The 13,876-nt window shown below is 54.0% G+C and carries 13 protein-coding genes; all 13 read left to right on the forward strand.

Annotation, left to right across the window (positions count from 1 at the left end; genetic code table 11):
* The gene (gene ilvN, locus HCR00_RS00595) at positions 1–507 is read left to right on the forward strand and encodes an acetolactate synthase small subunit (protein ID WP_208317145.1); all 507 of its coding nucleotides are present in this window, start codon (positions 1–3) and stop codon (positions 505–507) included.
* A gap of 110 nt (positions 508–617) precedes the next feature.
* Positions 618–1,634, forward strand: a complete 1,017-nt coding sequence (gene ilvC, locus HCR00_RS00600; RefSeq protein ID WP_424945192.1) for a ketol-acid reductoisomerase — start codon at positions 618–620, stop codon at positions 1,632–1,634.
* A gap of 87 nt (positions 1,635–1,721) precedes the next feature.
* Positions 1,722–2,165, forward strand: coding sequence for a hypothetical protein (locus tag HCR00_RS00605; RefSeq protein WP_166985159.1), 444 nt, complete (start codon positions 1,722–1,724; stop codon positions 2,163–2,165).
* Positions 2,166–2,223: 58 nt separating this feature from the next.
* The gene (locus HCR00_RS00610) at positions 2,224–2,502 is read left to right on the forward strand and encodes a hypothetical protein (protein ID WP_167141894.1); all 279 of its coding nucleotides are present in this window, start codon (positions 2,224–2,226) and stop codon (positions 2,500–2,502) included.
* Between the two features lie 68 nt (positions 2,503–2,570).
* Positions 2,571–4,163: a phosphoglycerate dehydrogenase gene (gene serA / locus HCR00_RS00615; protein ID WP_167141897.1), complete on the forward strand. Its 1,593-nt coding sequence runs from the start codon at positions 2,571–2,573 to the stop codon at positions 4,161–4,163.
* A 312-nt stretch (positions 4,164–4,475) separates the two neighbouring features.
* Positions 4,476–6,761, forward strand: coding sequence for a polyribonucleotide nucleotidyltransferase (locus HCR00_RS00620; RefSeq protein WP_166985150.1), 2,286 nt, complete (start codon positions 4,476–4,478; stop codon positions 6,759–6,761).
* Positions 6,762–6,934: 173 nt separating this feature from the next.
* The gene (locus HCR00_RS00625; RefSeq protein WP_243854476.1) at positions 6,935–8,284 is read left to right on the forward strand and encodes a M16 family metallopeptidase; all 1,350 of its coding nucleotides are present in this window, start codon (positions 6,935–6,937) and stop codon (positions 8,282–8,284) included.
* Positions 8,285–8,311: 27 nt separating this feature from the next.
* Entirely contained in the window at positions 8,312–9,061 is a 750-nt protein-coding gene (dapB, locus tag HCR00_RS00630) for a 4-hydroxy-tetrahydrodipicolinate reductase (protein WP_167141900.1), read from the forward strand.
* Positions 9,061–9,537, forward strand: a complete 477-nt coding sequence (locus HCR00_RS00635; RefSeq protein WP_167141903.1) for a tetratricopeptide repeat protein — start codon at positions 9,061–9,063, stop codon at positions 9,535–9,537. The genes dapB and HCR00_RS00635 overlap by 1 nt, the downstream gene beginning before the upstream one ends.
* A 145-nt stretch (positions 9,538–9,682) precedes the next feature.
* Positions 9,683–11,260, forward strand: a complete 1,578-nt coding sequence (locus tag HCR00_RS00640) for an APC family permease (RefSeq protein ID WP_167141906.1) — start codon at positions 9,683–9,685, stop codon at positions 11,258–11,260.
* Between the two features lie 28 nt (positions 11,261–11,288).
* Positions 11,289–12,095, forward strand: coding sequence for a thymidylate synthase (locus HCR00_RS00645; protein WP_166985138.1), 807 nt, complete (start codon positions 11,289–11,291; stop codon positions 12,093–12,095).
* Between the two features lie 23 nt (positions 12,096–12,118).
* Positions 12,119–12,754, forward strand: a complete 636-nt coding sequence (locus HCR00_RS00650) for a dihydrofolate reductase (protein WP_243854477.1) — start codon at positions 12,119–12,121, stop codon at positions 12,752–12,754.
* A gap of 63 nt (positions 12,755–12,817) precedes the next feature.
* A complete protein-coding gene (locus tag HCR00_RS00655; protein ID WP_167141909.1) occupies positions 12,818–13,861 on the forward strand; it encodes a lipid II:glycine glycyltransferase FemX in 1,044 nt (347 codons plus the stop codon).
* The last annotated feature ends 15 nt before the right edge of the window (positions 13,862–13,876 follow it).

Below are 13,876 nucleotides of genomic sequence, written 5' to 3' on the forward strand. Positions count from 1 at the left end.
ATGACCCGTCGGGTACTTAGCCTCTTGGTTGAAGACAAACCGGGTATTCTCACTCGCGTTGCAGGGCTCTTCGCACGTCGCGGATTCAACATCGAATCGCTCGCTGTGGGGCCAACCGAAGTTGCTGGTCTCAGCCGCATTACAGTGGTTGCTGACGAAGATGAGCTGCTCCTAGAACAGCTCACGAAACAGCTAAACAAACTCGTTAATGTCTTGAAGATTGTCGAGCTTGAAGAATCCGCGTCGGTGCAGCGCGACCACCTATTGATTAAGGTGCGCGTTGATAACAACACCCGCTCGCAAGTGCTTGAGGCGGTAAACCTCTTCAGAGCTCGCGTTGTCGATGTTGCTAACGATGCGCTTGTTATCGAAGCTACAGGAGACAGCGGAAAAATTAACGCGCTGCTGAAGTTCCTCGAGCCTTACGGCATCAAAGAGCTCGCGCAGTCAGGGTTAATTGCTATCGGCCGCGGCCCGAAATCGATTACTGAACGGGCTTTTAAATAAGCGCCCGACGTATGGATACGGCGCCACAGGCCGCGATCCGCAAGAAAACTAAAAAGATTTGCTGGTAGCCCAGCGCAACTAAGGAAATAAAGGAGTAAGCATTGGCTGAAATGTACTACGACGATGACGCGGATCTGAGCATCATCCAGAGCAAGAAGGTAGCGATTGTTGGCTACGGCTCACAGGGTCACGCGCACGCGCTTAACCTGCGTGATTCTGGCGTTGAGGTTGCGATTGCGCTGCGTCCTGATTCAAAGTCTGTCGCAAAGGCTGAAGAAGCAGGTTTTGCTGTGAAGTCTGTTGCAGAGGCAGCTGAATGGGCTGACCTGATTATGATTCTGGCGCCGGATCAGCACCAGGCAGATATCTACAACGCAGACATCAAGCAGTATCTGACTGCAGGTAAGACGCTTGCGTTCGCGCACGGCTTCAACATTCGCTTCGGGTACATCGAAACCCCAGAGGGCGTTGACGTGATCCTTGTTGCACCAAAGGCTCCAGGTCACACTGTGCGTCGTGAATTTGAGGCTGGCCGCGGTATTCCAGACATCATCGCTGTTGAGCAGGATGCGTCTGGCTCTGCTTGGGACACCGCAAAGTCATACGCAAAGGCTATTGGTGGCACCCGCGCAGGCGTTATCAAGACCACATTTAAAGAAGAAACCGAAACCGATCTTTTCGGTGAGCAGGCGGTGCTCTGCGGTGGTGTTTCACAGCTTGTGCAGTACGGCTTTGAAACTCTGACCGAGGCCGGATACCAGCCAGAAATTGCCTACTTCGAGGTGCTGCACGAGCTGAAGCTCATCGTTGACCTGATGTGGGAGGGCGGCATCGCCAAACAGCGTTGGTCTGTCTCTGACACCGCTGAGTACGGTGACTATGTATCAGGCCCACGGGTTATTCAGCCGTCTGTCAAGGAAGCTATGCAGGAAGTGCTGGCAGATGTGCAGAGCGGTGCATTTGCGAAGCGCTTCATCGATGATCAGCGCGCAGGCGCTCCAGAGTTCAAGGAGTTGCGTGCAAAGGGTGAACAGCACCCAATCGAGAAGACCGGTGTTGAACTGCGCCGCCTCTTCGCTTGGCAGCAGCAGGACGAGGATTACACCGACGGTTCAGCCGCTCGCTAAAATCCTTATATAGCGCTTTAACCCGCTCACCGTTTGCGAACTGCAATGGTGAGCGGGTTTTTAGGTTCAGCAGGTTATGCTGGTTGGGTGCGAGACAAAAAACAGGAGTCGGCAAGTGGTGCTCTCGGCGGCGGCTGGCAGATATCTGGTGGAGCAGCGTCAGATAAAGATATAACTGAGTCAGCTTCTGCTCTTGCTCCAACTGTGAGGGTAAAAGAACGCCGCAGCATCGCGCCCACGACACTGATTTTCTCGCTGGTCTACCTGGTTATGTTTGCCGGCTGGGTGACCTGGGGTGTGTCACGTATCGCCTGGGGCTTAACACTGCAGCAGTTCACGGGTAATACCGCTCTAGTGTGGGGGCAGCTTGTCTATTTTGGTGCGGCTTTAGGGGTTTTAGCTTGGTTCGCTTTATCTCTGCTATTGCTTAAAAATAGTGCTATGACCCGTATCATTGCCCTGCTGCTCGGAGCGCTGCTTTTGATGCCGTGGCCATTTTTCTATCTGCTGTGGGGTGCTAACGGTGGTTAAAAAAAGCTTAGGACTGACATCTTTTACGGGAGCGCTCGCAACTGTATTGCTTGGGGCCATGGTTTTTCTGCTTGGAGCCGCCGTTTGGGTGGCAATCGGAAATCTGATCGGCATGCTCAATTACCAGACAGCGGACGGCAAAGGATTTGTGTGGTGGGTGCTGGTGCCGCTTGTGCTGACGGTTATTGTGCCGGTTATAAGCGTAGCTTCTGCCTGGTTTATGCGAGCACGAGGCGTTTTTGTGCAGCTCCTGCTGCTCTCTTTGGGCTTGGGTCTTTTTTCGATCCTCAATATCTACACTGAAATGTTAAGTGTGCTTTGGTTGCAGCTTCGATAGCCGACTAGAATTATAGACAGAGCTTAAAATTCCGTAGCTCCCAGGTCTTTCCACAGAGGAGAATTTCATTGGCAACTCCAACTGTGCTCATCGCAGAGCAGCTGTCGCCCGCAACAATCGCCGCCCTCGGCCCAGATTTTAACGTCGTGAACGTTGACGGCACCGACCGTGCCGCGCTGCAGTCGGCGCTGGCAGAGGCTGATGCGATTCTAGTGCGTTCGGCCACGCAAGTGGATGCAGAAGCGATTAGCTGGGCTCCGAACCTGAAGGTTATCGCACGCGCAGGCGTGGGTCTCGACAATGTTGATATTCCAGCCGCAACCCAGGCTGGTGTGATGGTTGTTAATGCGCCCACCTCTAACGTGATTAGCGCAGCAGAGCTTACCGTTACCCACATTTTGGGGCTCGCGCGGAAGTTGCAGCCGGCGCACGCTTCGCTCGCCGCTGGTGAATGGAAGCGCAGCGCGTTTACCGGCACAGAAATGTATGAAAAAACCGTTGGAATTATCGGTCTGGGGCGCATTGGGGGCTTGGTTGCTGAACGCCTGAAAGCTTTTGGTGTTGAGCTGCTCGCGTATGATCCGTATGTGTCTGCAGCTCGTGCGCAACAGCTGGGAGCGCAGCTGGTCTCTCTCGAAGACCTTGTCGCAAAGTCTGACTTCATCACTATTCACATGCCGCGCACACCAGAGACGGTAGGCATGATCGGCGCAGAGCAGCTAAAGGCAATGAAAAACACCGTCTATGTTGTGAACGTTGCACGTGGTGGCTTGATTGATGAAGCAGCCCTGCTTGATGCGCTAAACGCGGGTGAGATCGCTGGTGCGGCGCTCGACGTATTCGTTCAGGAACCGCCGGTTGATAATCCGTTAATCGGTCACCCGCTCGTGCACCTCACGCCGCATCTTGGTGCTTCAACCGAAGAAGCGCAGGAAAAGGCCGGTGTTTCCGTGGCGAAAAGCGTGCGCCTGGCACTCGCGGGGGAGCTCGTGCCAGATGCTGTAAACGTTGCCGGTGGCGCGATCGATGAGTATGTGCGCCCGGGGCTACCGCTAACCGAAAAGCTGGGTCAGGTTTTTGCCGCAGTTGCTGATGCTCCAATTGCTTCGATCGACATTAACATCTCCGGTGAACTTAGTGAATACCAGGTTGAAGTGCTGCGCTTAGCAGCTCTAAAGGGGATCTTTACGAACATCGTGAGTGAGCCGGTTTCTTACGTTAATGCTCCGCTGCTCGCTGAACAGCGCGGGGTTGAGGTGCGCTTTAACGTTAGTGGTGAAGCTGAACGCTATCGCAATATCATCGAGCTGCAGGGATCCACCGTTGATGGCACGCAAGTGTCTGTTGCCGGAACACTCACAGGTCCAAAACAGGATGAGAAGATTGTTGGCATCAACGGCTACGACCTGGAGCTGCCGCTTTCCGAGCATCTGCTTGTGCTGCAGTATGAGGATCGTCCCGGCATCGTTGCGAAGTACGGCACAGTGCTTGGTGAGGCTCAGGTTAATATTGCAGGCCTCCAAATAGCGCGTGACGACAAGAGCGGCAGAGCTTTGTCGGTGCTTGCGATTGATTCTGCGGTCACCCCTGAACAGGCGAAGCAGGTTGGTGAGGCAGTCTCCGCCGACTTTGTGCGCACTGTTGATATCACCGAGCAGTAGTCTGCGGTAGCGCAGTAAGAGTAAACCTGCCGAATTATTTAAGCTCCTGAGTTGCGTTGGTGGATGCAGAATCACCGCGTAATTTTAGCGTGCCCTGCTAGACTGACAGCAGGCGAATAGCCTAAACTAGCTGATTTTGTGGTGCTTCTATTTAACCTGAAGCTACTGCGCGATCCGCTTCCAGATAAATAGTGCATCCAGCGAGCTGGTGTTCGGTTGTTGTCTACTCGCGAGAGGGTGGGTTTCAACTGACTATCGGCTCGCTCCCAAACACTGTAATTGTGTGGGGCACTTCGATAGAAAGGAGGATCCGTGGAGGGTCCAGAAATTAAATTTGCAGAGGCCGTGATTGACAACGGCAAGTTCGGCAAACGCACCGTGCGTTTTGAAACCGGGCGTCTTGCGCAGCAGGCACAGGGCTCTGTTGCTGCATACCTTGATGAAGAGACTATGCTGCTCTCAGCTACCAGCGTTTCTAAGCAGCCTCGTGAGCACTTCGACTTTTTCCCGCTGACTGTCGACGTTGAAGAGCGCTCCTACGCAGCCGGAAAGATTCCGGGCTCATTCTTCCGTCGTGAGGGCCGCCCCTCAACCGAGGCGATCCTCGTTTGCCGGCTGATTGACCGCCCACTACGTCCGTCTTTTGTTGACGGTCTGCGCAACGAAGTACAGATTGTTGTTACTGTGCTGTCAATCGCGCCGGGGGAGTTCTACGATGCGTTAGCAATTAACGCCGCATCAGCTTCAACCCAAATTTCCGGGCTGCCATTCTCTGGCCCAATCGGCGGTGTGCGCATGGCGCTGATCGAAGATCAGTGGGTTGCGTTCCCAACTGCGAAACAGCTTGAAAGCGCTGTTTTCGATATTGTTGTTGCCGGTCGCGCGGTTACTAAAGCCGACGGGTCTAACGATATTGCAATCATGATGGTTGAGGCTGAGGCCACTGAAGTCAGCTGGGATCTCATCCAGGCTGGCGCAAAGAAGCCTGATGAGGCGGTCGTTGCAAACGGTCTCGAAGCAGCAAAACCGTTTATTGCTGAGCTTGTGCGGGCCCAGGAAGAGCTTGCACAGCAGGCTGCTAAAGAAACCGAAGACTACCCAACATTCCCGCCGTACGCCGACGAGGTGTACGCTGCAGTTGCTGAGCTTGCAGAAGCAGAGCTTGTAAATGTTTATCAGATCGCTGACAAGCTTGACCGGCAGGATGCTGACGACCAGCTCAAAGAGCGTGTGAAGGAAGCTATCGCTGAGCGTGTTGAGGCTGGCGAATTTGAAGAGAGCGCACTCGACCAGGTGTCGGCCGCATATAAGTCAGTGACCAAGAAGATAGTTCGCGGTCGCATTCTGGCTGAGGGAGCACGTATTGACGGCCGCGGTCTGCGTGATATCCGCAGCCTTGACGCAGAAGTGCAAGTGATCCCGCGCGTTCACGGTTCGGCAATCTTCCAGCGCGGCGAGACTCAGATCCTCGGTGTTACAACCCTGAACATGCTGAAGATGGAGCAGCAGATTGACTCACTGTCACCTGCTACCTCGAAGCGCTACATGCACCACTACAATTTCCCACCCTATTCAACGGGTGAGACCGGCCGCGTTGGTAGCCCGAAGCGTCGTGAGATCGGGCACGGCTTCCTAGCGGAGCGTGCGCTTGTTCCAGTGCTGCCAAGCCGTGAGGAATTCCCTTACGCGATTCGCCAAGTGTCAGAGGCGCTGGGCTCAAACGGTTCAACCTCGATGGGTTCTGTTTGCGCTTCTACTCTGTCGCTGCTAAACGCTGGTGTGCCGCTGCGCGCACCGGTTGCTGGTATCGCTATGGGTCTTGTGAGCGATGAGGTTGACGGTGAAACCCGATATGCTGCACTGACAGACATTCTTGGTGCTGAAGATGCGCTCGGTGATATGGATTTCAAGGTTGCCGGTACCAGCGACTTTATTACAGCTATTCAGCTGGATACAAAGCTTGACGGTATCCCTTCAGACGTGCTGGTTGGTGCGCTGGGTCAAGCGAAAGAAGCGCGCGAGGTAATTCTTAACCTCATCACTGATGCGATTCCAACACCGGACGAGATGGCGCCAACCGCCCCACGTATTATTACTGTGAAGATTCCGGTTGACAAGATCGGTGAACTGATTGGCCCGAAGGGTAAGACAATCAACTCGATTCAGGATGACACTGGCGCAGAAATCTCAATCGACGAAGACGGTACCGTCTACATCGGTGCTGACAACGGTGATGCGGCTGAGGCGGCACGTGCACAGGTAAATGCCATTGCCAACCCGCAAAACCCTGAGGTTGGCGAACAGTACCTGGGCACCGTAGTCAACCTTCGTGAGGGTCTCGGTGCGTTCGTATCACTGCTGCCAGGCAAAGACGGTCTGCTGCACATCTCTGAGGTGCGCAAGCTGAATGGCGGCAAGCGAGTGAACGATCTTGAAGATATTCTCTCGGTTGGCCAGAAGATCCTCGTTGAAATTAGTCGTATCGATGATCGCGGTAAGATCTCACTGGTTCCAGTGCTGGAAGAGCAGACAGCAGCTGTAGCAGAGGGTGAAACTGCGGCAGCGAAAGATGACGCAACTGAAACCGCTGCTGAGTAGTTAAACATTTTCGTTTAATTGCGCCCGCGCTTTAAGAAGGGTAGCTACTTTTCAGTCTTTTGACTGTAGTGGTTACCCTTCTTCTGGTTTTAGCCGGGAATTTTTAACGCTGGGCACCCTGTGTCTGCTGGTGTAGCGAGAGAATCGAAATAGGCGCAGGCTAGACTGGTTGCGTGCTGAACGAACCATTCTTAATGCCCTTAGAGCAGTCTGAACTGAGCGTTGATCTTGACGGATCCCTGCTGCAGCGCACAGTGTTGCCAAACGGGCTGCGCATTATTACTGAATCAATACCCGGCGCACGCAGCGCAACCATCGGATTTTGGATCGGGGTGGGCTCACGAGACGAGCAGGCTGAGAATCCGGCGGCGCCAGCAAGTTTAGGATCAACACACTTCCTCGAACATTTGCTTTTTAAAGGCACACGCACCCGCACAGCTTTTGAAATCTCAGAGGCTTTTGACCGTATCGGAGCAGACAATAATGCGTTAACCGCGAAAGAATACACCTGCTACCACGCAAAAGTGCGTGACCGGGATGTGCCGCTAGCGGTTACCCTATTAGCCGATATGGTGTGTGACAGCCTCATCGAAGAGGGAGCTTTCGAGACCGAACGCGGAGTCATCCTTGAAGAGCTCGCGATGGCAAATGACGACCTCGGTGATGTTGCGCACGAAGCTTTTTTTGAAACAGTGCTGCCAAATCATCCGCTCGGGCGCCCAATCGGGGGCACTCCCGCCGATATTAATGCAGCACAGCGCGAGAGCGTATGGGAGCACTATACGCAACACTACAGCCCGCGCACACTCGTGGTTTGTGCAGCAGGAGCAATTACTCATACAGAATTTGTTGCACACGTCGCAAACGCTATTCAAGCAGCCGGAGGCATCTGGGCAGATGATAAGGATGCTGCTCCAGCACCGCGCCGCGATCGGCAGCAGAAGGATGCGATTACAGCTGAGCCAGCGCGTTTTGTGCAGCGTGAAAGCGAGCAGGTGCACATACTTCTTGGCGGCCCCGGCATAACCTCGAGCGACGAACGTCGCTTTGAGTTCGGTGTGCTCAATTCTATTCTCGGTGGCGGCATGAGCGGGCGACTCATGCAAGAGATTCGCGAGAAGCGAGGGTTGGCTTACACCACATACAGCTTTGGCGGCAGCTACTCGAGCGCTGGGGTATTCGGAATTTACGCTGGTTGTGCGCCAGAGAACACTGCACAGGTGATAGAGATCGCGCGTGGCGAACTCGAAAGTATCGCAGCACACGGGGTTAGCGAACAAGAACTGCAGCGTGCGCAGGGGCAACTGATAGGTGCCGCGGCGCTCGCATTTGAAGACAGTGAAACACGCATGGCTAGGCTCGCTCGAGCAGAGCTCGGCTCGGGTGAATTCTGGCACCTTGATGCGTCGCAGGCAAAACTCGAGGCTGTAACCGCTGCGCAGGTGCAGCAGGTCGCGGCAGATCTAGTCAAAAACTCAAACACTCTGGTGCTAGTTGGTGACGTGGCGAGCGCCGGCTACTAACTAAGCGATTTAATGCGAAGGGTAATAATGTCAAAGGTAGTGATTGCTGGAGGCCGCGGCCGCTTGGGCAGTCTAATAACAGAAATTGTTGAGAAAGAGGCCGGTTTTGAACTAGCTGCCTCACTCGGACGGCAGGCCACTGCGGAAGAATATGCCGCTGGCGACATATTAATTGACGTCACCAACTATGAGGTATCAAAAGAAATAGTTTTTGCGGCGCTAGAGCGCGGCCAGCGAGTGCTTGTGGGAACCAGCGGCTGGCAGCAGGAGGCGCTTACCGAACTGCAAGAACACGCGCTAGAGTGCGGATCTGCTGTTACGGTGATTCCTAACTTTTCACTCGGCTCTGTGCTCGGCAGCGCGCTAGCAACGCTAGCCGCACCCTATTTCGAATCAGTTGAGATAGTTGAAACGCACCATGCGGCTAAAGTAGATTCACCGTCCGGCACAGCTATCCGCACTGCGGAGATGGTCAGTGCCGCCCGCAGCAAGAGCAGTATTAAAGCAGCGCACACACAGGCTGCGTTTGTCGACCAGGAGGCGCGCGGGCAGCAGGTAGCGGGTGTGCCAGTGCACGCAATTCGACAGCACGGTATTCTTGCGACGCAGGAGGTGCGCTTTGGCGGCACGGGGGAGTCTCTTGAGATAGTGCACCGCACTTTTTCAAAGGAGAGCTACCGCGCGGGGGTTGTTGCCGCTCTTAAAGCATTGCAAACTCAAGACCCCGGACTTATCGTGGGGCTTGATCGCGTGCTCGGTTTGGAGTTTGCTAACTAATGACAGAAAAAACAAGCACCACAGTGCTGGCACAAAAGTTTGGTATCGCACTGATTATGCTGCTCATCACAATTTATGTGATCGCTGTTATCTGGCGGGTGGTTGCACTGGTGCAGATTGCAGACCCCATTGCCTGGCTCTTTGCTCTCGGGCTGACAGTTACAGCCGGCATCGGGGTCTGGGCGGTAATTATTGAACTGCCCTTTGCTTTTCGGGCGGCTGAACTAAGCCGCAGGCTGGAAGTGGCCGGCCGCGATGTTTCCGACCTGGGCCTTGTCGCAAACGCTTCAGGGCGCCCAGATCGCGGCTCTGCGATAGCGGTGATGGATCGCCTGAACTCTGAGGTTGACGCTGATCCGCAAGACTGGATGGTGTGGCATCGCCGTGGCATAGTCCGCCGAGCCGCGGGGGACGGCAGAGGAGCGCGCGCGGATGTGCGGCAGGCGATAAAACTAGCTAAAGCTAAATCTTCGTGATTTCTGCGGACTTTATTTAAAATTTCTGCAAAAAATTCAGCCCGACTAAGATGTGTCGAATGGATCTTCCGGTTTGAGTGTAAATTTAAAAAGCATTGACTCATAAGTCGACTATCTATCGGTTGTAACCGAAAGCGGAGGAACCATGTCTGCAACCACCCCTCCTACCCGTGCGCTTGATTCGGTCACCGGTATGAGCCGTAAGGGGCTCAAAACCGGTGATATCGGTGTGCTTGGCGCAATTGTCGTTGGTTTTTCTGTTTGTGCTCCTGCTTACACCCTGACCGCGTCAGTGGGTCCTGCAGCGAGCGAGGTTGGGGTGCAGACACCCGCAATTTTCCTTGTTGGCTTTATCCCCATGCTGCTTGTTGCGCTTGGCTACCGGGCGCTCAACGACGCACTTCCAGATTCAGGCACTTCATTCACTTGGGGGACCCGCGCATTCGGCCCGTGGATCGGTTGGATGGCCGGCTGGGGTTTGATCGCCGCAACCGTGCTTGTGCTGTCAAACCTTGCCGGTATCGCTGTGGAATTTCTGTTTCAAGTGATTGCAGAAATTACCGGCGACCGCGCAATCGCTAAGCTGTCAGAAAACGTCGGGATTAACATTCTCGTATGCCTCGGGTTTATGGCGCTTGCCACTTTCATCAGCTATCGCGGCATGACCAGCACTAAGGTTTTCCAGTTTATTACCGTGATTTTCCAAGGGCTTGCGCTCGTCTGGTTTATTACCGCGATGTTTATCGGCGCCGCAGACCCGGCGAACACCGCGGCGCTCACGCCAGAGCTCAGCTGGTTTAACCCCTTCGCAGTGGATAGCTTCAGCGCATTTGCGGCAGGTATCGCCGTTTCAATCTTTGTCTACTGGGGTTGGGACACAGTGCTCACCATGGGTGAGGAGACAAAAGAATCTAAGGGCCGCATCTCCACTGCGTCGCTCGCTGCGCTGATCCTGGTCGTGATTATCGTGCTGCTTTATGTGGCCACCGCGACCGCAACCGTAGCTTTCGCAGGTCTTGGCGATACAGGCACGGGGCTTAGCAATCCTGAAATTCAGGAAAATGTTTTTGCGGCGCTCGCACACCCGGTAATGGGGCCGTTCGCAATCGTGCTGTTCGTTGCAATTTTGGTCTCTGCAATGGCCTCTATTAACTCAACCGCTATTTCGCCGGCGCGCACCCTGCTCGCGATGGCGCACTACGGCGCCCTCCCGCAGAAACTAAAAGAGATTCACCCGAAGTACAAATCACCGCACGTGGCGCTGCTAACCTCAGCGATCGTAGCATCAGCCTTTTATGCAATCATGCGATTCATATCTGAAGACGTGCTGTGGGACACCATCACGAGCCTGGGTATTATGGTTTGCTTCTACTACGGTATTACCGCGCTTTCAAGCGCCTGGTATTTCCGAAATACTGCATTCAAGCAGGGCCTAGGCGCAGCGCTTTCAAAGGTGCTGCTGCCGGGTCTTGGCGGTGTAGTGCTGCTCGTTGTTTTCTTCAAAACGATGTTTGACTCAATCAACCCAGAGTTTGGTTCGGGCTCAAACATCGGTGGCGTCGGGCTCGTGTTCATCCTGGGTATGGTGGTCATCAGTATCGGTATTTTGCTGATGATCCTGCAGGCGGTGCGTGAACCTGGATTCTTCCGCGGCGAGACGCTGCGCAAGGGGGATGACGCAGAGACGCAGGTTATAGAGGTTTTTGACGACGGACTGGAATAATCTACATAGTAGAAAGGTTCTAGGTACCGTGACTAAAAACATCAAAACCCCTTACGAAGATCTGCTTCGAGACGTGCTTGAAAACGGCACTGCAAAAAGCGATCGCACCGGGACGGGGACGCGTAGCGTGTTTGGAAGGCAGATCCGTTTCGACTTAAACGAAGCGTTTCCGCTTATTACAACCAAACGAGTGCACTTTAAGTCTGTCGCGATTGAGCTTCTGTGGTTTTTGCGCGGTGAGAGCAACACCAAGTATCTAACCGACAACGGTGTGACCATCTGGGATGAGTGGGCTGACGAAAACGGTGATCTGGGGCCGGTTTACGGTGTGCAGTGGCGCAACTGGCCAACTCCAGACGGTGAATACATCGATCAGATTGCAACACTGGTTGAAAATCTAAAACGTGACCCAGACAGCCGCCGGCATATTGTGTCAGCTTGGAACGTTGCAGCTCTGCCAGAGATGGCTTTGGCGCCGTGTCACGCATTCTTCCAGTTTTATGTTGCCGACGGTAAGCTGAGCTGTCAGCTGTATCAGCGGTCGGCGGATATGTTCTTAGGGGTGCCTTTCAACATTGCCTCCTACGCACTGCTAACAATGATGCTTGCACAGCAAACAGGTCTAGAACTTGGCGAGTTTGTCTGGACCGGCGGTGACTGCCACATTTATGACAACCACGTCGAGCAGGTGCGCACCCAGCTTGCACGTGCGCCATACCCATACCCGCAGTTGAAAATTAAACAGCGCGACAGTATCTTCGATTACGAGTTTGAGGACTTCGAACTTATCGGTTACGAGCACCATCCGGGCATCAAAGCTCCGGTCGCGGTTTAGTAAAACAGTTTGCGGATCCTGCGATGAATACCGATACCCGGAAACACGACTGCAGCCCTGAAATGCTATTTAACGTGCCTGTTGCAGAGCTTGCTCAACTAGCGCGACAGGCTCTAAACCCTGGTGATATCGGTCTTATTTGGGCGCAGGCGAGTGGCACCTTACCCGGCTGGGAGCAGACGCCTGGCGGGGGAGCGATCGGACGTGCCGGACAGATGCCCTGGCACGTTCCTGCCGATCTCGCCTGGTTTAAACAGGTCACCTTTGGCGCTCCGGTGATTATGGGACGGCGCACCTGGGAGTCGCTGCCGGAGCGATTCAGGCCGCTTCCGGGACGCAAAAACTATGTTGTAACAAGTGCTCATGCCGACACAGTAAACAGTGCGACATTTGCGGGCGCAAACATTTTGCGATCCTTAGACGAACTGGACAGCCAGGCAGCCGCCACACCGGTTTGGGTTATCGGCGGCGGGCAGCTCTACCAGACAGCGCTCCCTCGAGCGAAAGCTGTGGTTATCTCGCAGTTCAGTCTTGCGGTTGCAGATGCTGATACCTGGGCTCCGTCGCTTGATCCGCAAGAATGGTGTTTGGCGGCGGTGTCTGAGCCTAGTGCGCACACAGAATTTCCGGTGCGCTTCTCACTGTGGTGCAGGCGTTAATTACTCTTTATTCGGGCCGAAGAGATCAGCTCCTATACAAGCTCTGCTGGTAGTGTTGAATGTATGACTGCCCGGTGGGAAATTAGGAGTGTTAATAGCCGTGAGTATGCAAACTCCGCCGAGAAGGCAGGGCTTAATCTTCCGATAGAACAAACAGAACACTGGGGTCGTGTTGACGAAATCCAAGCAAATAGGAAACACCTAGGCTACTACTTAGTGTTTTTTGATGGCGATTTGGTAGCGCAGTTTCGGGCGACCAAAATGGACTGGCATGCAACATTTTTTGTGTGGCTGCGTCACGGCCCGGTTTGGCTTGCAAAGCCGAGCGCGGAGCTGGAAAAAGGCTTTTTAGAAACGCTGGAGCAGTTTGCAAAACAAGAGTGGCAGGGAGCGCTGCACTTACGGCTAGATCTGTTCCATCGCGCGGTGCACAACAGTTATATGCCCTATTCGCTATCAACGCACGACCGCACCGTCGTTATTGACACTACTGTTTCTGATAGGGCAGCTGCTGACGAAGTATTGCAGGAAGAAATTATCGCAAAGTTTAAGTCGCGCGGCCGCAAGCAGGCGAGACAGTCATTGCGTGACACAGAGATTGTCTGTGCAGATGAGACGGACGCAGCCTTTAGAGACTTCAGCCCCTACCATCGGGTTCTGGTTGAAACGAGCAACCGTGACGGTTTCACAGCCTGGAGTAGTCAGCACTATCAGGAGATGCTAGAGGCATTGGGGAAAGAAAATGCGCGTCTTTATGCTTCTCGAATTGACGGAGAGCTCACCTCGTGGATGCTCGTGACGCTCAGCGGTAAATACGCCTGCTACTTTTACGGAGCTTCAACAACCGCATCAATGAAGCGCAGTGTCAACGAACGACTGGTTGTGTTTGTGTGTGTTGATATCGCCAAACGAGGATGCGAAGCTATGGACATGATGGGGATCGGCTCAGAACTGAACCCGTCATTAAACGGTCTAAATGTGTATAAAACAAAGTTTTCTACTGCGGTGGTGGAAGTTGCCCCAACTCAAGATGTGCCGCTTGCAGTATTCCGTTACAGGTTAATGATGGCCGCTCGTGCGACACTGCAGCGGTTAAAGCAACGCTAAACGATAGGCTAGATA

Source organism: Canibacter zhoujuaniae, from assembly GCF_011752005.1.
GTDB lineage: Bacteria > Actinomycetota > Actinomycetes > Actinomycetales > Microbacteriaceae > Canibacter > Canibacter zhoujuaniae.